Annotated in this window: 21 protein-coding genes; 4 read left to right on the top strand and 17 right to left on the bottom strand. The window is 55.4% G+C overall.

The genetic code is table 11. The features are described from left to right. Positions 1-22: 22 nt before the first annotated feature. From ccoG to HPY30_14655, 12 genes are all read right to left on the bottom strand, one after another. Positions 23-1,342, bottom strand: coding sequence for a cytochrome c oxidase accessory protein CcoG (gene ccoG / locus HPY30_14710; GenBank protein QYZ68072.1), 1,320 nt, complete (start codon positions 1,340-1,342; stop codon positions 23-25). 506 nt (positions 1,343-1,848) lie between these two features. Continuing rightward, entirely contained in the window at positions 1,849-2,700 is an 852-nt protein-coding gene (gene ccoP / locus HPY30_14705; GenBank protein ID QYZ67117.1) for a cytochrome-c oxidase, cbb3-type subunit III, read from the bottom strand. Then, on the bottom strand, positions 2,690-2,902 hold the full coding sequence (locus tag HPY30_14700; protein QYZ67116.1) for a cbb3-type cytochrome c oxidase subunit 3: 213 nt from the start codon (positions 2,900-2,902) through the stop codon (positions 2,690-2,692). The genes ccoP and HPY30_14700 overlap by 11 nt, the downstream gene beginning before the upstream one ends. Beyond that, the gene (ccoO, locus tag HPY30_14695) at positions 2,895-3,608 is read right to left on the bottom strand and encodes a cytochrome-c oxidase, cbb3-type subunit II (protein QYZ67115.1); all 714 of its coding nucleotides are present in this window, start codon (positions 3,606-3,608) and stop codon (positions 2,895-2,897) included. The genes HPY30_14700 and ccoO overlap by 8 nt, the downstream gene beginning before the upstream one ends. An 18-nt stretch (positions 3,609-3,626) precedes the next feature. After that, a complete protein-coding gene (gene ccoN, locus HPY30_14690; GenBank protein ID QYZ67114.1) occupies positions 3,627-5,060 on the bottom strand; it encodes a cytochrome-c oxidase, cbb3-type subunit I in 1,434 nt (477 codons plus the stop codon). A gap of 311 nt (positions 5,061-5,371) precedes the next feature. Further along, on the bottom strand, positions 5,372-6,082 hold the full coding sequence (locus tag HPY30_14685; GenBank protein QYZ67113.1) for a helix-turn-helix domain-containing protein: 711 nt from the start codon (positions 6,080-6,082) through the stop codon (positions 5,372-5,374). Between the two features lie 82 nt (positions 6,083-6,164). After that, positions 6,165-7,166 (bottom strand): RNA polymerase sigma factor RpoS, encoded by a 1,002-nt coding sequence (gene rpoS, locus HPY30_14680; protein QYZ67112.1) that lies wholly within the window; start codon positions 7,164-7,166, stop codon positions 6,165-6,167. Between the two features lie 25 nt (positions 7,167-7,191). Further along, the gene (locus HPY30_14675; protein QYZ68071.1) at positions 7,192-7,977 is read right to left on the bottom strand and encodes a peptidoglycan DD-metalloendopeptidase family protein; all 786 of its coding nucleotides are present in this window, start codon (positions 7,975-7,977) and stop codon (positions 7,192-7,194) included. Between the two features lie 86 nt (positions 7,978-8,063). After that, on the bottom strand, positions 8,064-8,642 hold the full coding sequence (locus HPY30_14670) for a DedA family protein (GenBank protein QYZ67111.1): 579 nt from the start codon (positions 8,640-8,642) through the stop codon (positions 8,064-8,066). Then, entirely contained in the window at positions 8,642-9,301 is a 660-nt protein-coding gene (locus HPY30_14665) for a protein-L-isoaspartate(D-aspartate) O-methyltransferase (protein QYZ67110.1), read from the bottom strand. The genes HPY30_14670 and HPY30_14665 overlap by 1 nt, the downstream gene beginning before the upstream one ends. Beyond that, positions 9,301-10,047: a 5'/3'-nucleotidase SurE gene (gene surE, locus HPY30_14660; GenBank protein ID QYZ67109.1), complete on the bottom strand. Its 747-nt coding sequence runs from the start codon at positions 10,045-10,047 to the stop codon at positions 9,301-9,303. Before surE ends, HPY30_14665 begins: the two co-directional genes overlap by 1 nt. 91 nt (positions 10,048-10,138) lie before the next feature. After that, positions 10,139-10,918: a hypothetical protein gene (locus HPY30_14655; GenBank protein QYZ67108.1), complete on the bottom strand. Its 780-nt coding sequence runs from the start codon at positions 10,916-10,918 to the stop codon at positions 10,139-10,141. Positions 10,919-10,920: 2 nt separating this feature from the next. Here HPY30_14655 and HPY30_14650 point away from each other — a divergent pair, with 2 nt between their 5' ends. From HPY30_14650 to HPY30_14640, 3 genes are all read left to right on the top strand, one after another. Continuing rightward, a complete protein-coding gene (locus HPY30_14650; GenBank protein ID QYZ67107.1) occupies positions 10,921-11,142 on the top strand; it encodes a DUF3820 family protein in 222 nt (73 codons plus the stop codon). A 217-nt stretch (positions 11,143-11,359) separates the two neighbouring features. Continuing rightward, positions 11,360-11,908 carry a DNA mismatch repair protein MutS gene (locus HPY30_14645; protein QYZ67106.1) on the top strand — a complete coding sequence of 183 codons (549 nt, stop codon included), beginning with the start codon at positions 11,360-11,362 and terminating at the stop codon, positions 11,906-11,908. Between the two features lie 119 nt (positions 11,909-12,027). Next, positions 12,028-13,623 carry a DUF839 domain-containing protein gene (locus HPY30_14640; protein QYZ67105.1) on the top strand — a complete coding sequence of 532 codons (1,596 nt, stop codon included), beginning with the start codon at positions 12,028-12,030 and terminating at the stop codon, positions 13,621-13,623. A gap of 60 nt (positions 13,624-13,683) precedes the next feature. On the opposite strand, the gene truD is transcribed toward HPY30_14640, so the two are convergent. Beyond that, positions 13,684-14,727 carry a tRNA pseudouridine(13) synthase TruD gene (gene truD, locus HPY30_14635; protein QYZ68070.1) on the bottom strand — a complete coding sequence of 348 codons (1,044 nt, stop codon included), beginning with the start codon at positions 14,725-14,727 and terminating at the stop codon, positions 13,684-13,686. 29 nt (positions 14,728-14,756) lie between these two features. After that, the gene (gene ispF / locus HPY30_14630) at positions 14,757-15,236 is read right to left on the bottom strand and encodes a 2-C-methyl-D-erythritol 2,4-cyclodiphosphate synthase (protein ID QYZ67104.1); all 480 of its coding nucleotides are present in this window, start codon (positions 15,234-15,236) and stop codon (positions 14,757-14,759) included. 148 nt (positions 15,237-15,384) lie between these two features. Between ispF and HPY30_14625 the strand changes: the two genes are divergently transcribed. Continuing rightward, a complete protein-coding gene (locus tag HPY30_14625; GenBank protein ID QYZ67103.1) occupies positions 15,385-16,641 on the top strand; it encodes an HDOD domain-containing protein in 1,257 nt (418 codons plus the stop codon). Here HPY30_14625 and ispD read toward each other — a convergent pair. The 3 genes from ispD to eno form a co-directional block, all read right to left on the bottom strand. After that, entirely contained in the window at positions 16,624-17,331 is a 708-nt protein-coding gene (gene ispD / locus HPY30_14620) for a 2-C-methyl-D-erythritol 4-phosphate cytidylyltransferase (protein QYZ67102.1), read from the bottom strand. The genes HPY30_14625 and ispD overlap by 18 nt on opposite strands. Beyond that, the gene (ftsB, locus tag HPY30_14615; protein QYZ67101.1) at positions 17,328-17,618 is read right to left on the bottom strand and encodes a cell division protein FtsB; all 291 of its coding nucleotides are present in this window, start codon (positions 17,616-17,618) and stop codon (positions 17,328-17,330) included. Before ftsB ends, ispD begins: the two co-directional genes overlap by 4 nt. A 235-nt stretch (positions 17,619-17,853) precedes the next feature. Beyond that, positions 17,854-19,134 carry a phosphopyruvate hydratase gene (eno, locus tag HPY30_14610; GenBank protein QYZ67100.1) on the bottom strand — a complete coding sequence of 427 codons (1,281 nt, stop codon included), beginning with the start codon at positions 19,132-19,134 and terminating at the stop codon, positions 17,854-17,856. Positions 19,135-19,152: the final 18 nt, after the last annotated feature.

The raw sequence follows: 19,152 nt of genomic DNA, 5'->3' as shown, positions 1-19,152 counted from the left end.
CTTGCATGCTACAAGAATTATATCAGTACTTTGGTCCGATAAAGACACTCATACGTGTGCCCACGAACGCCTCGCCACTCTCTTCACCCTCGACCTGGAAGATAATCGGAGTATTTTCCCCTTTCAGATTCGACTTGGGAACCCGCACAAACACCGTTCGCGGCGTTACCTTGCCATGCTTGGCGGTAATGCCGTCAGCATCAACGAGAATCAGTCCCTCAGGCCCGGTTGCTGTGATCTTTACCGGAATATCCTTGGTCATCTTGTTGAGCACTTTCAGAGTGTACTTGTTCTGAATCGATCCGTCGCTCTGCAGCACGAAGAGCGGCTGCCTGGCATGGATCACCTTCAGCTCCAACGCATCAAGGGTACTAAGCCCATAGCCGATTCCGACCAGAGCGGCTGACATGATCAATCCATAAACCCAGACACGTGGACGTTTCAACAGTGGACGATTCTCGCCACCTTCAAGCACATCAAGGGATTCGTAGCGGATGAGGCCCTTGGGCCTGTCGATTTTTTCCATTACAAGGTCGCAGGCGTCGATACACAGACCGCAGGTAATACAGCCCTCCTGCTGACCGTGACGAATATCGACCCCTGTGGGGCAGACGGCTATACACTGCTTACAATCGACGCAGTCGCCGGTGGTGCGCTCATCCTCGGACTGCCCCTTTACAACTCGACCACGGGGTTCTCCACGCTTGAAATCATAGGTGGGAACCAGGGTAGTATTGTCCACCATTACGCCCTGAATGCGGGCATAAGGACAGAGCCAGAAGCAGGCCTGTTCACGCATATAACCGGCCAGTACATAGGTACCCGCAGTAAACAACGCGATGGTGCCATACGCCGTAGATCCTGCTTGCAGGCTGAAGATATCCGCCCAGAGATCGAACGCGTCATAAAACCAGGCAACAAAACTGATGCCGGTCAACACTGAGATCAACAGCCAGATAAGATGTTTGGTGAACTTGATACGGAATTTCGTAAAGTCGAGTTTAGCCTTGTCCAGTTTCCGGCGCTTCGGTGGCGTGCCTTCCAGTTTCTCGTCCAGCCAGGTAAAGACATCGGTCCAAACAGTCTGAAAACAGAAATAGCCACAATAGATCCGCCCTGCCAATGCTGTCGATACCGCCAGCAGCAAGGCAAAAAACAGCAGCAGCAGGGAGAGCATCCAGAAATCCTGGGGCAGAATCGTCGTATTCAGGATATGAAACTGGCGGTTGGGTATATCAAAAAGTATCGCTTGTCGATCACCCCACCTGAGATAGGGAGCGATAAAGAAAAGGATCCAGACAGAGGCTGACAACCATTTGATGTTTCGCCAGAGGCCGCCCATGCGTTTTGCATGGATTGTCTCCTCACCGGTATTCAGATTCCAGTGCTCCGCCTCATCGTAGAGTTCATCTACGGCAGACTGTTGGGGGGATTTCTGTTCGGCGCTCAAGGTGGATACCTCACATTAAAATATTTGTCGTCTCAGGATTCTACGTAACATTATTCTTAAAACTGGCACATGAACCAATGCGATTTGTCAAAACAGATACAACAATGGTGTTTATCTATGGCTACGAAAAACCACGATACATACCAAAAAAAAAGGGGGGATAAATCCCCCCTTCGTCTAACTATACAATCACCGATTATTACTGTTTGTGTTTCTCAGCATCGTTCTTTACCAAGGCACTGACCTTAAAGCCAAGATAAACGATGATCACCACACAGATCACCACCGAAACAATCGAACCTATCGTTACCGCATCCCAATGCATAACATACCCCTTAAATTATTGCCGCGCGTGACGGAAGACACCGTCACGCGCTTACAAGGAAACAAGGCCCTTTCTACTGACCGCCGCCGAACTTGTAGACATAGACAGCCAGCTTCTTGATTTCGTCTTTTGACAGACGCTCACCAAATGAAGGCATTACCGCCTCACGGGTCTTCGGATCTGTCACATCATTGACGCCATGCAGAATGGTCTGCTTGACGCTGTCAGTGACAGACTCGCCCTCGCCCGGAACAAAACGGTAGATACCATCAGTCAGGTTAGCCGAACCCAACATCTGCATACCCTTACCATCCATGCCGTGACAGGCGATACAGCCCTTCTGCAGGAAGTTGGGATCAGAGGTGGGGTTACCCGCCGCGATTGCACCAGCAAGTTTACTCGCCTCATCATCAGAGAGGATCTTGCCGTGTGCAGTCATAATACCTTTCCGACCCATGGTGATGGTCTGTTCAATGGTTTCGACCGCGCCACCAAAAAGCCAATCATCATCAGCCAAAACAGGGAAGCCGGGACCACCCTGACCGCCGCCGCCGTGGCATGGCCCACAGTTATCACCATACAGCACCTTGACGGAAGCCACGGTGTAGTCGGCAAGCCCAGGATTGGCCAGGATATCCTTGGCACTCATATCCTTCAGCTGATTTTCGAACTCGGCACGAACCGCCACGACCTCATCAACGCCTTCCTGATACTCCTTGATTTGGGTCCAGCCCATAACCCCCTCAGTCGGCTTCTGACCGATTGGGTACATGGGGTAGAGCACACCGTAACCAATAAACCAGGCGATGGAGGCCCAGAAGGCTATCATCCACCAGCGTGGAGGTGGGTTGGCAAGCTCCCTGATATTGTCATCCCAGATGTGTCCGGTATTGTTTTCACCCGGAAATGGATTGTTATCCGCCATTTTTTTCTCCGCTATCTATTCGATCTTCATCCATCGGGATAAACCGGTTCTTCTCCAGCTTATCCCGATTTTTTGGACGCAATGCGTAGAAGTACAGACCTACCATCAGGAGGAATGTGACCACCGTCATAACCAGACCTACCCAGTCATTGGTGGTCATAGCCTCCCAATCAGTATGAAAGTACTCAGCCAAACTATTCACGATAAGCCTTGCTATCGTCCAGTTTGGCCATGGTGCCCAACACCTGAAGGTAGGCAACCATCGCGTCTTCCTCACTCTTGCCCGCCAGTTCAGCATTTGCGCTGGCGATGTCCTCATCAGTATAAGGAACACCCATCAGCTGCATGACGCTGAAACGGGCAGCCATATCCACACCTTCCACTGAGTTCTCCTGGAACCAGGGATAGTTAGGCATGACAGACTCAGGCACGACTGAACGAGGGGCGCGCAGATGCTTGCGGTGCCAATCATCAGAGTATTTTCCACCAAGACGGGCAAAGTCAGGACCGGTACGCTTGGAGCCCCACTGGAACGGATGGTCGTACATCGACTCCGAAGCCAGTGAGTAGTGGCCGTAACGTTCCTTTTCATCACGGAACGGACGGATCATCTGGGAGTGGCAGAGATAGCACCCTTCCCGTTGATAGACATCCCGGCCAGCAAGCTCAAGCGCGGTGTAGGGACGCATCCCGTCACCCGGCTTGTGATCGGCCAGGGTCTGACCGGCTTGACGCTGCCAGACAAGTTCAGGAGCCTTGTTGTGCTCCATGGTATCGTCGATAAGGAACAGCGGAACGATCTCCACGAGACCACCGACGGACAGTGCAATAGCCAGGAAAAACAGGAGCATCCAGATGTTTTTCTCCATCTTCTCCTGCATACCGACTGCTTCATTGTTATTCGCCATTTTGACAAACCCCCTTTATTAAGCGCTAGCGGCAGCGGTGGAAGCCGCTCGCACACTACCTTCGCTGGCGGCCTTGCGGACCGTCATCAGCACGTTGATAAGCATCAGCAGAGCACCGGTTACGAAGATCATGCCGCCGATGGCGCGCATTGCGTAATAGGGATGCATCGCTTCAACAGACTCTGCGAAGGTGTAAGCCAAAGTGCCGTACTCGTCGTAAGCACGCCACATCAGGCCCTGCATGATACCGGATACCCACATAGCCACAACGTAGACCACGGTACCGATGGTGGCAGTCCAGAAGTGGGCATTGATCAGCTTGGTGGACCACATTTCGGTGTGGAAGGTGCGGGTCATCATGTGATAGATGGCGCCGATAGCAACCATGGCAACCCAGCCCAGCGCACCGGAGTGTACGTGACCAACGGTCCAGTCGGTGTAGTGGGAGAGCGCATTAACCGTCTTGATCGACATGATCGGACCTTCGAAGGTCGACATGGCGTAGAAGGCCAGAGACATGATCAGGAAACGCAGGACATAGTCAGTACGCAGTTTGTCCCATGCACCGGAGAGAGTCATCATACCGTTCACCGCACCACCCCAGGAAGGAATGATCATGGCGATGGAGACAGCCGCACCCAGAGAACCGGTCCAGTCAGGCAGAGCGGTGTACTGCAGATGATGCGCGCCCAGCCATACATATCCGAACATCAGCGCCCAGAAGTGGATAACTGACAGACGATAGGAGTAGACGGGACGACCCGCCTGCTTGGGCACGAAGTAATACATGATGCCCAGGAAACCGGCAGTCAGGTAGAAACCTACTGCATTATGGCCCCACCACCACTGGATCATCGCATCCTGTACACCGGAGAACAGTGAGTAGGACTTGAACAGATCAACCGGGATCGCCAGGCTGTTGACCACGTGCAGATAGGTGATCATCACCATCATGCCCAGGAAGAACCAGTTGGACACATAGATGTGAGAGCTCTTCCGGGTCGCCAGGGTCATGACAAAGTTGAACATGTAGGCGAGCCAGACCACGGCAATTGCCAGATCGATCGGCCACTCCAGCTCTGCATACTCCTTAGCCTGGTTGATACCCAGGGGCAGAGTGATGACGGCGGAGACGATGATCAGGTTCCAGCCAATGAAGACGAACCAGGCCAGTTTGTCACTCCACAGACTGACACCGCAGGTGCGCTGAACACTGTAGAAAGACGTTGCCATCAACGCACATCCGCCAAAAGCAAAGATGACTGCGTTGGTGTGGAGCGGACGCAAGCGCCCAAATGTGAGATACGGAATATCAAAGTTCAGAAATGGCCATGCCAGTTCTGAGGCGACGTAAGTCCCCACCAGAGTGCCTACTACCAGGTAGACAACTGCCATGACGGTGAACCAGCGTACAATACCGAGATTGTACTTCTGTTCTGCTGCGGCGTCCATGAACCCCCCTCTTTACAGATTATTGAACGTTGCGTGAATTTTCGGGAAACCCCAATTGCCCACCATGTGAAATCACACAATGAGGCGTGGCATATCTCACTCTCAATCCTGACAAATGTCAAGATCCAATGCATCAACCCAGACAGCCATATGGTGCCATTAAGCCATTGATTATGCTGGTATAAAATTTTTTATTGTTATTTGATTGACCCAAGACAATGGAATCGCTAATAAACTAATTGGATTTCCGTACATTTTATGCGCGAATAAGCGGAGAATGATCTTGCTGACAGGAAGTAAAGAACCGCTTTTTAGTTGGGCTCTATGATCAACATCAGCCCGGCGTGATCCCGCAGCAGAACCTGCTTACGGCGCAGAGCAATCAATCCCTGATTCTGAAACCGGGTCAACAGACGGCTTACTGTCTCGCTGGCCAGGCCAAGGTAGTTGGCGATATCGCCGCGGGACATCTGCAGACAGAATTCGCTTTCCGGCAATCCACGCTCTGAACGGCGGTGGGAAATATTCAGTAGAAACGCTGCCAGTCTTTGCTCGCCATTCTGCTGAATCAGCGCGGTGGCGACGATATGGCTGAATGCCACCTCGCTGCCGAGCAATTGGATCAGCGCCTGCTGGACGACCTCATTGGGGCGACCCGCCTCCGGTAGCCGTGAAATCCACAGTTCACATACGCTGCTGGGCTCCAGCGCACGCGCAGTACAGGGATAACTGCCGCTGGAGACCGCCTCGACGCCGATCAACTCGCCAGGCTGATGGAAACCGATCACCCGATCGCCTTTTCCAGTAGAGGGGATATAGGTCTTGAAGGAGCCGGATTTGACGGCAAAAATCGAACTGAAGACTCCGTTGGCTTGAAACAGTGTCTCACCCCTGGCCACCGGCAGCCGGCGCAACAGGACACCCTCGGGAACCCCGCTGCCTGGCTCTGCATAATCGAGTACCTGGCAGATGGGATCAAGGCCACAGGAATCGCACTCCACTTCGAGAGGTTCTTCCGTCAAACACCGCTGCGTCCGGCAAACACATGAAGAGGCACTGTTCAAAATAAGATTTCCGCCGTAGGTTACTGTTTTAAGCAGGCTGCTACTTAAATATAGTATCCACGGAAAAACCGTCACGTTCCAGAATATCCCTTAAGCGCCGCAAAGCATCCATCTGGATCTGCCGCACCCGTTCACGAGTCACACCCAACTCGTTCGCCACCTGCTCAAGTGTGGAGTTCTCGTAACCATGCAGCCCGAAACGACGTTCGACAACTTCGCGCTGCTTATCATTAAGCTTCTCCAACCATCTATCCAGATTGGCATTTAATCCATCGTTCTGAATATCGATCGTTGGATCACTGGCCCGTTCATCGGGGATTGTGTCCAGCAACGGTTTATCTGCATCTTTTCCGTAGGGCGTGTCGACAGAGGTCACCCGTTCATTGAGTCCGAGCATGCGCTTGACTTCACCGATAGGCCTGTCGAGCAGATCGGCAATCTCCTCTGATGAGGGCTCGTGATCAAGGGTCTGCGCCAATTGGCGGGCAGCCCGCAGATAGACGTTGATCTCTTTGACTACATGGATAGGGAGGCGGATGGTGCGGGTCTGATTCATGATCGCACGCTCGATGGTCTGACGTATCCACCAGGTCGCATAGGTGGAGAAGCGAAAACCCCGCTCAGGATCAAATTTCTCCACCGCCCGGATTAACCCGAGATTCCCCTCTTCTATCAGGTCCAGCAACGCCAGACCACGATTCATATAGCGGCGGGCAATCTTCACCACCAGCCGGAGATTACTTTCGATCATGCGCTGGCGGGCAGACTGATCCCCCTTTTGGGCCAATCGAGAGAAGTAGACCTCCTCTTCCGCCGTCAGCAGCTTGGAGATACCTATTTCATTGAGATATAGCCGGGTGGCATCCATCTGCGCATCATTGGGCTCCCGCGCAGCACGTGCACTGGGTTTCTTCAGCTTTTGGGCTGTTTCCGGCTTGGAGGAAACTTCAGGCTTATCACTCGACACCGAGTCTTTGCCAGCCGCATTTGCATCGTTGGGTTCGTCCATCAGCGCCGTCTCATCGCTCCCACCTTTGCTCATCCATCATCCTCCACTCAGACATCGACTATCGGTTGCGTGGCAAGAGCCCCAAGGGATTCACCGGCTTACCCTGCTTTCTGATCTCAAAATGCAGTAGGGGTTCCGCTCCCTTTCGAGGCAATCCCATATCCGCAATACTATCGCCTCTTGCCACTTTGTCCCCCTCTTTTACGAGGAGTTTTCGATTGTACCCATAGGCACTTAGAAAATTATTATTATGTTTGATGATAATAAGGTTTCCATAGCCGACAAGTCCACTGCCGCTATAGACCACCCTGCCCGCTTCCGCCGCTTTCACTGACTGGCCGGGGTGGCCACTAATGCGAATCCCTTTGCGGTTCCGGTCCCTGGATGAGTAAGTCTGCACCACTCTGCCACTTGTCGGCCAACGCCAGCTTAACTTGACCGATTCTTTGCCGATCTTCGATGCCGTTCCCGTTTTGGCCTGTTTTGGCGCAATTGGCTCTACCTTCACCCTCTTCTTTATTGGAGTTACCTCGGGCTGGCTTTGCGATCTCTTGGGTTTGGTCAGTGCCGCATTTCTGCCTGGCGGCCGTGTCAGGCGCAGCCTCTGGCCCGGATAGATACGGTATTTCGGACCTCTGATACCGTTCCATGCTGCCAACCGATGATAGTCCAGGCCCTGCCGCCATGCGATCGCGTAGAGCGTATCTCCGGACCGGACTTTGTAGTATCCGGTACTTTTTACAACTTTTGGTTCAGCTGTACGACTGGAGACCGGCGCACCGCCACCGGTTGAGCCACAGGCCGTCAGCCCACCTGCCAGCACGACAAGACCGATCACCAACAGGCCATCCACCATCCTTTTGGACAAGCTGAGTCTGACCAGTTTCAATGTGACGCCTTGCCTCCAAATAGTTGGCCTGATTGTTGGCCTCAGCCCTTCAGGAGCACCAGGGCAACCAGAAATACCACCACCAGCGCCCAACCAATTCGGTCAATATACTTGTGCAGTGCCGTCTCCATGCGTTCGCCGCCCCACGCCATCAGCGCCGCTACCAGAAAGAAGCGGGTTCCACGGCCAATCAGCGACGCCAGGGTAAACGGCAGCAGCGGCATGGAGATCACCCCCGCCGTGATGGTAAAAATCTTGTAGGGAATCGGCGAAAAGCCCGCCAGGAATATCGCCCAGAACCCCCACTCATCGAACCAGGCTTTGGCCAGCAAATAGCGATCCCAATATCCCAGATCGTGCAGGTGGGGTTCCACCAGATCGAAGAAAAAGAGGCCGATAGCATAACCCAGCAGCCCCCCCAGCACAGATGCAACGGTGGTCAGCGCGGCAAAGTACCAGGCGCGCGCAGGGTTCGCCAACGTCATCGGGGCCAACATCACATCGGGTGGGATCGGAAAGAACGAAGACTCAGCAAAACTCAGACCTGCCAGATAGCGCGGCGCATGGGGATGGCGCGACCACTGCATGGTTCGGCTATAAAGGGACGAGAATAGACGCATTAAAGCACCCCTCCTTGTAAGGGTACGAAGTTGACCGCTTCGAGCTGTTCCTGTTCAAAACCGCGTGACGTACGGGTCACCCGTAACAAGATCTGTCGACCTTCCGATTTGCTCGGCAAAACCAGCCGCCCACCAGGATTCAGCTGATCCAGCAGAGCGCGGGGAATACCCTCGGGCGCGGCGGTGACCAGGATGCCATCAAAAGGTGCATACTCCGGCAGGCCGATGCCGCCGTCACTGTGTTTCAGGCGGATATTACGCAAACCCATATCACGAAGCCGTATCCGGGCGCGCTCCTGCAAGGCGCCGATTCGTTCCACACTGTGCACACGGGATACCAGCTGTGCAAGAATCGCACATTGATAGCCGGATCCGGTCCCGATCTCAAGCACCTTGTCCATCACCCCCCCCTCCAATAGGACTTCCGTCATACGGGCCACAATGTAGGGCTGGGATATGGTCTGGCCATGGCCGATCGGCAGCGCAGTATCCTCGTAGGCCCGGCTGGCCAGGGCTTCGTCGACGAATATATGCCGCGGCGTATTGCGCATCGCCTCGAGGACACGCAGATCGCGGATACCGTTCTGTCTGAGGCGTTGAATCAGGCGCTCCCGGGTACGTGGAGAGGTCATACCTATACCCTGATGCTCGGGACGCATCACATCTCCACCAGCCAGCTTTTGATACTGTCCAAAGCGTCATGCCGGGTCAGATCCACCTGCAGCGGGGTGACCGAGACAAAGCCCTCCCGCACGGCGTGAAAATCCGTACCTGGTCCTGCATCCTGCTCGGCACCGGCGGGTCCGACCCAATAGATGGTCTTTCCACGGGGATCCTTGGTCTTTACCACGGGTTCCGCCTTGTGACGGTGACCAAGCCGGGTGGTGCGAAAACCCCGTAACGATTCATAAGGCAGATCCGGCACATTCACGTTGAGGATCACATCCGTTGAGAGCGGTTTCTCGCAAAGCCGCTGCACCAGTTCCCGCGCCACCCGCGCTCCGGTTTCATAGTGTTCAGGATCATGGGAGTTCATCGAGACGGCAACAGCCGGCAGTCCGAGAAAACGCCCCTCGGTTGCCGCCGCCACGGTGCCTGAATAGAGCACGTCATCCCCCATATTGGCACCGGAATTAATCCCCGACACCACGATGTCAGGCTCTTCATGCAGCAAACCGGTGATGGCAAGATGCACACAATCCGTCGGCGTGCCATCGACACGGATAAAACCATTGTCCATGGTTCGCGGACGTAATGGATGATCGAGGGTGAGGGAATTGCTGGCCCCGCTACGGTCCCGCTCGGGCGCCACTACCAGAATCTCTCCCAACTCGGAAAGGCGTTCCGCCAGGGCCTGCAGCCCAGGCGCCTGATAGCCATCGTCATTGCTCAGCAGGATCTTCATATTGGGGGGTAAATATACTGGAAATAGCCTGCGGTAACACCTTATTTATAAACGCATCATCCGCCGTATCCGAACCCTTTAATTCCGCACTTCAGACACCGATGCCGCGTAGCCGCGACAACATCTCCTCCCGTCTCCGAACATCCCTGGCCGCCTGCTTGTAATAACTCCGCAGAGACTTCTTGAGGTGGCGCAACACCACCTTGTCAGGCATCTCCTTCAAGACCGCAAACATCGCCAGCGCGTAGGTAATATCGAATTGAGACAGATAGCTTGAGCGCTCTGCCTGACCGCCGCCACAACTGCCGCAGGAACTGACCTTAAAACGAGAGGCGCTGTTGGCAAACATCAGTCCAAATCCCAGGAACACCGCAAGCACCTCAGTGCAGTGGGGCCAGTTCTGCTCTCCACCCGGCGGTGGTTCCTGGGCGGCTGAACCCAGATAGTGGGCCAGCGTATGGGCATAAGTGGCGATAAGCGCTTCGGGGTTATTCACCAGGGCAGGATCGTAGGTGATGGTCAATCGGTTCACCTCATCGACGGAATCGGGAACACTGCCCTGTAACCCGCGCAGAGCGCCCTCGATCTGCAGCTTTGGCGGCGCCATGATGTGACAGCTGCTCTGATCGATCAGCCGAGTTGGCCAATGCGCCATTCCCGCATATCCCTTAGCCTGTTCAAAAATCAGATCAGCCATCCCATGAAGCGAGCTCTCCCTGCCGGGAAAATGGTCGTTAGAGGGTACAACCAGGATCGTTTCGTGGTTAAAAAACCCGGCATCAAAATTTCTCAGCGCCCAGGCATAGAGGTCAAACAGCCACTCGATCGACGCTTCATCGAGGGCAGGTTTGTCTTTCAGGAAACCGAACATCAATGACTACCACCTTGTTTGAAAAAGAGGACCTTATCTCAGTTGCAAGCATGCAGATGCCTTTCGGCAAATACAAGGGCCGACCTCTCATTGACCTGCCTGAGGCCTACCTGCTCTGGTTTTCAGACAAAGGATTCCCCCAGGGTCGACTCGGTATGTTGATGCAGCTGACTTTGGAGATAAAGATCAACGGTCTGGAGTATCTGATAAAACCACTCAGGTAGGACGGCCGGTTTGAGATAGGGCAGATTCCTCCCTACACTTTAGGGAACTTCTGAACGAATAGAGAAACCTGTCATCTCGACCATCGGGAGAGGTCTCAAGCAGCGGAGCGCTTACTCGCTGTCGGAAGTATGAGATTTTTCCCTACGGTCGAAATGACAGTAACTCAAATATTCAGCAGTTCTGTAATCGGAATCTGACGCACTGACAACTGAGATCATGGGCAAAAAATCCAAGCGGGAAGATGAGTCGAATCTATTCCGGGAGTCGCTGGACGATATCAGTCCGCTTCCCCAGGATAAGACCGAGCCGTATAAGAAGCGCCTGCCTCCCAGACCACTCAACCTGGAAGATGAGGATGACGGCGGTTTTTCCGATACCGACCACTACTCCGACACCGAGATCGAAGCCACCGACGAACTGCTGTTCAGTCGTCCGGGGGTACAGGATCGTGTGATCCGCGATCTGCGCAGGGGACGGTTCGAAGTCGGCCTTGAACTCGATCTGCACGGACTTACCGTCGCTTATGCGCGGGAAAATCTGGGACTCTTCCTGACCGAGTGTCAGCAGCGACATATCCGCTGCGCCCGCATCATCCACGGCAAGGGTTATGGCTCAGAGAACCGCCAGCCGGTGCTGAAACAGAAGATCAACCTCTGGCTGCGCCAGCGCGAAGATGTCCTTGCCTTCAGCTCCGCCACCCGGCGCGACGGCGGCACCGGCGCCGTCTATGTCCTGCTGCGCAATCCAAAAAAAGGCCGACGATGACACTTTTCCAGCTGAAATCTTTAAGGTGCTGGTTTCAGGCGGGATTGTTCTGCTGGCTCTGCATAACACTCCCCTCTCAGGCCGCACAAAAGCTGCATTTCCACAGCATTCCGGTACCTGTGGCAGCAGAGGCACAACAAGTGACCCGCACCTCCCGGGCGGTCGACTTGGGGGAAGAGACCGTTGCCATCGGCTATCACCCACTCTTCCGCAATGGGGATCGTTTTGGTGATGAAACCTTCGGCCTGCTGCACGACGCTCACGGCCAGCCTCTGAAAAAAGAGGATGGCAACCCACGAATTTCCAACAGCAACGACTTCTCCTCCCTTTTGCAGGTAGACGGGGAAATTTTCCTGCTCTCTCAATTCGAAGACATGCCTGCTGGAATCTATCTCAGCGAACTCCGCCAGAGTGCCGAAACCGGTCTTCTGAAGGTAAAACGTACCCGGCCACTCGATCTGACGCCTCTCAAGGGAGCCTGGAATCTCTGTGCAGGCAGTGTCACGCCCTGGAGCACACACCTCGCATCGGAGGAGTACGAACCCAACGCAGCGGTGGTCGATGATATCCCCGGTCGTTCCTTTCAGTCGATGGCCAGCTATATGGGTGGAGATCCTACTCAACTCAATCCCTACGACTACGGCTGGCAACTGGAGGCCCGCGTCGACTCGTTCGATCAGGTCAAGCTCACCCGGCACTACGCGATGGGGCGTTTCTCTCCGGAAGCCGGCATCGTGATGCCCGATCGCAAAACCGTCTATATCACCGATGACGGCAACAACACCGCACTGTTCCGCTTTGTGGCCGACCGGGCCGGGGATCTCTCCAGTGGGAGACTCTTCGCCGCACACTGGATTCAGACCAGCCGTCTCGATGGGGGCAGCGCAAAACTGGACTGGATTCCGCTGGGGCATGCCGATGACGCGACGATAAAAAAGCAGATCGACCGGCGCATCGATTTTGATGAGATATTCCACCATAGCCATCCCGGTCTGGGTAACGAATGCCCCAACGGCTACCGGGCCATCAATACCCGTTGGCAACACGAGTGCCTGCGAGTCAGATCCGGCATGGAGCAGGCCGCATCCCGTTTGGAGAGCCGCCGCTACGCGGCCTTGTTAGGGGCGACCACTGAATTCAGCAAGATGGAGGGGGTGACCTACGATTCGGCAACAAACCACCTTTATGTCGCCATGACATCGCTGTCAAAAGGGATGGAGGACAACCGAAAGGGAAATCTTCCCAACGACCGGTGGGACCGGGGTGGCCCCAACCATATCCGCCTGCCCTACAATCCCTGTGGCGCCGTCTACACGCTGGAACTGGACGAGACGTATGTTGCCCACAGCATGCGGGCGCTTGTGACCGGACATCCGGCCAAAGACGACCCGGAGAATCTTTGCGATACCGCCGGCATCGCCAACCCCGATAACCTGACCTTCATCCAGGGACAGGACACCCTGATCATTGCCGAGGATTCCTCTAAAGGTCATCGCAACAATGCGCTCTGGGCCTACCGGGTCACCAGTGGGGAATTGACCCGCATCCAGACCGCCCCGCTCGGCGCAGAGATCACCGGCGCCTACCATTTCCCCGACGTCAACGGCTGGGACTATCTTTTCAGCGTGATCCAGCATCCACTGGATGCAGCTTCGATTACGGGCTACATTGGGCCCATCCCCGCCGGTACAACAGCCGGTAAGCAAAACCAATGACCTATTGTTACGAAGCGTTTGTAGGAGCTGCGCCTCGCCGCGATTTACCCATCTGGGGAGTCATCGCGGCGGGGCGCCGCTCCTACCCACCGCAGGCTCGCTGACCCGTAGTAACTCCCGCAACAGCATCGTTGCGTAACTGCCTGCGGGAAGAAAAAACGTCAACCCCAACACACCTGCTTCAGAAAATTCCCATCGCAGATCATCCACACCGATCCGCAGGGTACGACGATCCTGCTCCAAGCCAACGTGTTCCAGGCTGTTGCGCCATTCACCGAAGGGGGCTAATACCTGCTCTTCAAGGGCCAGAACTTCCCCTTCGACCGGCAATCGCCCCCGCCCCCAGAGAGGGCCGCTGGGATGGATATCCTTCTCGCGGCAGCGACGCTGGATCTCTTCATCGATCTCCTCCACACTAAAGCTGGAACGGGAACCATCCAGCGAAGCACGTTCTCCGGGCAGAATTCGATCCCAATCCTGCCGACGAAGGCGCTCTGCCAGTACCTGGTTGAATAGCTGTGACCTTACCGCGGAGATCAACAGCCCACGCAATTTACGGTCGATTCGTCCGCTTTGGCCGGAAAAAAACAGGTCGGCCTGTGCCAGATTGCCATAGTTGTGGCCAAATCGCTGTGTTCCAAAGTAGTTTGGAAAACCTAGTTCCCGAAGCTGCCGCAGACGCTGCTCCAACAGGTCTGTATCGGCTTCAATCCCGCGAACCAACAACCGGAAACGGTTGCCCCGCAAGGCGCCCTGCTTAAGCTTCCTACGATGCCGCTCGTGGACAAGGACTTCGGCCAACTCAGAGTTGAACGCCTCCCAGTCGGGTTCCGCTCGACCGGCAAGACGCACGGAAAACCACTGGGTTGTCACTGCATGCCGATCTTTAAGGCCCGCGTAACTCACATCCCTGGCAGGTACATCAGCAAACTTTGCCAGCTGGCGCGACAGCCAGACAGTGTTGGTGTCCCGTTTGCGCAGCTGGATCAATACATGCTCGCCCTCACCATCCGGAGAGAAGCCGAGGACCTCTTCCACCTGAAAATCCTCCGCCGAGCCGCGAATCAGGCCACACCCCACCGGTCCGCCGTGAGCAAACGGCATCTCATCAAGTCGTTGCCAGGTCTGGCCGGTCACGCTGATCCCTCCTCCAGCAGCACGACGGCATAGGCTGCGATGCCCTCACCCCGTCCCGTGAATCCCATACCTTCGGTAGTGGTTGCCTTAACGTTGACCCTGGCCGGTTCGACCTGCAGATCACTCGCCAATCGCGCCTGCATGGTATCGATGTAGGGTGCGAGTTTAGGCCGCTGCGCCACTGCAGTAAGGTCCACGTTGCCGACACGCAAACCAGTGTCCTGTATCAGCTCCACCGCTCGCTGCAACAGCCGGCGGCTGTCGATCCCGGCATATTCGCTGGCGCTATCCGGGAAGTGGCGGCCGATATCCCCCATCCCGGCGGCACCCAGTAACGCATCGCAAAGCGCATGAATCACCACATCTCCGTCAGAATGTGCCTTGAGACCCTGATCGTGCTTTATCTCCACGCCGCCCAACAGCAACCGTTTTCCACTTTCAAAACGGTGGGCATCGTAACCCTGGCCAATGCGCATCACTTTCTCCTCGACAGAAAAGGAATCTAAAGAGTTTGCCTCTGCGGCCGCTAACCAGTCAGAGAGCATCGGTGAATTCTAACGATCCCCGCTGTGGAACCCAACAGGAAAAGCGCAAACCCTATCCAGCGCGAGTTGAGAATAAAAGATGAGTCACAACGTTGTAACAGCTACTGCCAGTGAAATTCTGCGCTTTAATCCAATCAGGAAGCTTCCTGCGCGTGTTCTGACATATGTCGCCACTTTCGGCACGGTGGAGCACTTCAGCAGGGGTACCCAGATTATTGCAGAGGGGACAAAGGACCCGTTTGTCAACTACCTGATGCATGGCGAAGTGGATATCGACTGCAGCGATGGCACCCAGTTGAATCTCAAGGCGGAATCGAACCGAAGCACCTACCCACTCTCGGTGAAGCAGCCCCACGCCTGTAATATCACGGCAAAAAGCGCGGTCGTCCTGCTGAAGATGCCACGGGAGATCATCCAGAGTATCGCCTGTCTGCCCACCGATGAGTCCGGGCGGGATTCACAATCGATAGAGCTGAAAGAGAGTGGCGGCCCTGAGGCCCGTCTCTACTGGGAGTTTCACCAAGCAATGAAAGATGGGCACATCGAACTGCCCAGCATGCCGGATGTCGCTACCCGGATCGCAAAAGTGGTCAACAACCCCTCCACGGACAGCGACGACATTGCCCGCGTGATACAGGCCGATCCAACGATCGCCGCACGGGTTATCAGCGTCGTCAACAGTGCTGCCTACCGCGGACAGGACAAAATCGGTGACCTGCCGGATGCAGTGACCCGCCTCGGGCGCAATGTCACGCACAATCTGGTGATCAGCTTCGCCTTGGGTTCCCTCTTTAAAAGTCGTTCGAAACACCTGCAACGGCGCATGATCTCCAGCTGGAAACACGCCTGCCAGGTGGCGCCGATCTGTCATGAACTGGCCAGAGTCACCCCAGGGCTTAGTCCGGATCGGGCATTGCTCAGCGGCCTGGTGCATGATATCGGCGCACTACCCATCATCAGTTCCGGCAGAAGCCACCCGGAGATGTCCGAGAACCCACAATTGCTGGATCAGGTGATCAACAACCTGCAGGCAGAAGTCGGCGCCATGGTATTGAGAAAATGGGGGTTTGCGGACGAGTTCGTTCAGGCGGCGCTACACGCGGAAGACTGGATGGCGGATGACGGCGATCAACCCAACTATGCCGACCTTGTGAGGGTCGCCCAGTTACATGTCTATATCGGCACACCTACAATGCGTTCCCTGCCACGCATGGACCTGACGCCCTCATTTCACAAGCTGGCACTGGGTAAACTCACGCCGAGTTGCTCACTGGGTATCATCGAGCGGGCTAAAAGCGACATACGGGAGATGCAGCAACTACTCACCGGAGGATGATTGACGATCCAGGAAGAAGGCTGCCAGGGCAAGATCTTCGGGACAGGTGACCTTAATGTTATCAATTCGACCCTCCACCATTCTGGGTTGAAATCCGGCCAGTTCCATGGCGCTGGCATCATCGGTCACCAGTTTTCCGCTATCAAGAGCATCACTCAGTGCCTGACGCAACATGCCCAGCCGAAACATCTGCGGCGTGAATGCGCGCCATAGAGGCTCCCGCGGAATCGTAGCCACGACCCGCTTTCCTGTTTCAACCGATTTCACCGTATCATGTAGCGGCACGCCGAGCAGACCGCCGACCGGATCATCGTCGAGCTGATCCATCAGGTTATCCAGATCCTCTCGATGGACACAGGGACGCGCCGCATCGTGTACCAAAACCCAATCAGTTTCTGCTGTCTGTTTCCCCATGGCCTGCAATACATTGAGCACGGAGTGACAGCGCTCCTCGCCGCCTCCGACCCGGACCACCCTTGGATCATCCGCGAACGAGGTTGACGACCACCAGCCATCCCCTTCTGAGAGCGCCACGAAAACGCCTGAGATTTTGGGGTGCGCCAACAATCGTGACAGTGTCTGCTCAATCAGGGGTCGGCCCAGGAGGGGAAGATACTGTTTCGGCACTACGCTGGCCATTCGTTTGCCAACGCCTGCGGCGGGAACCGCCGCCCAGAAGCGATCACTCATTGGGTCGTGATCTGGGATTGATCAATCACCTGGTAGAAGATCTCACCCTCCTTGATCATGCCCAATTCGCTGCGAGCCCGCTCTTCAAGTGCCGCACTGCCGCTGCGCAGATCTTCAACCTCAGCCTGCAACGCACGGTTGCGCTTCTTCAGATCGACCAGTGCCGCCTCTTGGCGGGTTATCTCATTTTCCAGGTTGTTCACTTCCGCCAGACTCCCCTCACCGACCCAGAGGCGGTATTGCAGAAAGGCAAGCAGCAGAAGCAGGATGGCAACTAGGATACGCATGGTTTGAAGTATATCTGACTTGATGGATTTCTAAACGAATCGGATATTGTCATTTCCATCCTTAGGTTCGTAAACGCTACATCCATGTAGCACTACTCGACCGGAGGGATAAATCTCTCTGTTCATTGCTCCGTAGCTGGAGATCTCTCCCTGCGGTCGAGATGACAGGATGTTTTCAGAGATGCCCGGAGTTTCCCCCGGGCATAAGCATCAGGATGCCAATTCCGTCTGCAAATCAGATGTCGACGGGAAAGGCATCCGCCCCCGCGTAGACCGCCGTATCACCCAACTGATCCTCAATGCGCATCAGCTGATTGTATTTTGCGACACGGTCTGAACGGGAGAGAGAGCCGGTCTTGATCTGCCCGGTGTTGGTAGCCACCACCAGATCTGCAATGGTGGTATCTTCGGTCTCACCTGAACGATGGGAGATCACTGCGCTGTAACCCGCCGCTTTAGCCATATCGATGGCGGCGAGGGTCTCTGTCAAGGTACCGATCTGGTTGACCTTGATGAGGATGGAGTTGCCGATCTTCTCCCGGATACCGCGTTCAAGAATCGCAGTATTGGTAACAAACAGATCGTCGCCCACCAACTGTACCTTGCTGCCGAGTTTTTCCGTGTGGTATTTCCAGCCTTCCCAGTCACCCTCGTCCATACCGTCTTCGATGGAGATGATCGGATACTGATCCACCCAACCCGCCAGGTAGTCGGTGAACTCTTCAGCTGTAAATTTACGTCCTTCAGAGGCCAAATTGTAGAGCCCGTCTTCGTAGAACTCGGAACTGGCCACATCGAGGCCAAGGTAGATGTCCTTGCCGGCGGAAAAACCCGCTTTGCCGATCGCCTCCAGGATGACTTCGATGGCCGCCTCGTTGGATGGCAGATCGGGTGCGAAACCACCTTCGTCGCCCACACTGGTGGCCATGCCACGGCTGCTCAGCACACTGGCCAGGGCATGAAATACCTCGGCGCCGTAACGTACTGCTTCACGAATGGAACCTGCACCCACCGGCAGAATCATGAACTCCTGCAGATCGACGCTGTTCTTGGCGTGCGCACCCCCGTTGATGATATTCATCATAGGCACCGGCAGGCGGTAGGGTCCGCCGGAGAGGGAACGGTAGAGCGGCAACGCCCGCTCCTGGGCTGCCGCATGAGCGGTCGCCAGGGAGATACCCAAGAGTGCGTTGGCCCCCATATTGGCCTTGTTATCCGTACCATCGAGCTCAAGCATGCAGTTGTCCACCGCAGCCTGATCCGTGACGTCCATACCGATCAGCGCGTCCCGCAGGGGACCATTGACATGGGAGACGGCTTTCAGCACACCCTTGCCAAGATAACGCCCTCTGTCCCCATCTCTCAGCTCCAGTGCTTCGCGGGAGCCGGTGGAGGCGCCGGAAGGCACCATGGCACGGCCGATGGCGCCATCGGCGGTGAATACATCGGCTTCGATGGTGGGATTACCCCGGGAATCGAGGATCTCCCGTCCACGAATATCAACTATTTCGGACATGCTGTCTCCGTAATTCGA

The sequence above is a fragment of the Gammaproteobacteria bacterium (ex Lamellibrachia satsuma) genome, assembly GCA_019623805.1.
GTDB lineage: Bacteria > Pseudomonadota > Gammaproteobacteria > Chromatiales > Chromatiaceae > QGON01.
This window is presented reverse-complemented; position numbering and strand designations above follow the sequence as displayed.